Consider the following 1,070-nt stretch of genomic DNA (forward strand, 5'->3'; position numbering starts at 1 on the left):
GGTACTATCGGCCACGTTGACCACGGTAAAACTACCCTGACTGCAGCAATCACCACCGTTCTGGCTAAAACCTACGGCGGTTCTGCACGTGCTTTCGACCAGATCGATAACGCGCCAGAAGAAAAAGCTCGTGGTATCACCATCAACACTTCTCACGTTGAGTATGACACCCCGACTCGTCACTACGCGCACGTTGACTGCCCAGGGCACGCCGACTACGTTAAAAACATGATCACCGGTGCTGCTCAGATGGACGGCGCTATCCTGGTTGTTGCTGCGACTGACGGCCCAATGCCTCAGACCCGTGAGCACATCCTGCTGGGTCGTCAGGTTGGCGTTCCTTTCATCATCGTATTCATGAACAAATGCGACATGGTTGATGATGAAGAGCTGCTGGAACTGGTAGAAATGGAAGTTCGTGAACTTCTGTCTGCTTACGACTTCCCTGGTGATGACCTGCCGGTTGTTCGTGGTTCAGCGCTGAAAGCACTGGAAGGCGAAGCTGAGTGGGAAGCTAAAATCATCGAGCTGGCCGGTTACCTGGATTCTTACATCCCAGAACCAGAGCGTGCTATCGACAAGCCGTTCCTGCTGCCAATCGAAGACGTCTTCTCCATCTCCGGTCGTGGTACCGTTGTTACCGGTCGTGTTGAGCGCGGTATCGTTAAAGTTGGCGAAGAAGTTGAAATCGTTGGTATCAAAGACACCGTTAAGTCTACCTGTACTGGCGTTGAAATGTTCCGCAAACTGCTGGACGAAGGCCGTGCTGGTGAGAACGTTGGTGTTCTGCTGCGTGGTATCAAGCGTGAAGACATCGAACGTGGTCAGGTACTGGCTAAACCAGGTTCAATCAAGCCACACACCAAGTTCGACTCAGAAGTGTACATCCTGAGCAAAGAAGAAGGTGGTCGTCATACTCCATTCTTCAAAGGCTACCGTCCACAGTTCTACTTCCGTACAACTGACGTGACCGGTACCATCGAACTGCCAGAAGGCGTTGAAATGGTAATGCCAGGTGACAACGTGAACATGGTTGTTACCCTGATCCACCCAATCGCGATGGACGACGG

General features: G+C 52.1%; 1 protein-coding gene. It reads left to right on the plus strand.

The features are described from left to right. Positions 1-1,070 (plus strand): elongation factor Tu (gene tuf, locus NR114_RS24195; RefSeq protein WP_129942445.1); only part of this gene is annotated, 1,070 nt, incomplete at both ends.

Origin of the sequence: Serratia sp. Ser99 (assembly GCF_024519545.1) — a bacterium.
Classification (GTDB): Bacteria; Pseudomonadota; Gammaproteobacteria; order Enterobacterales; family Enterobacteriaceae; genus Serratia; species Serratia liquefaciens.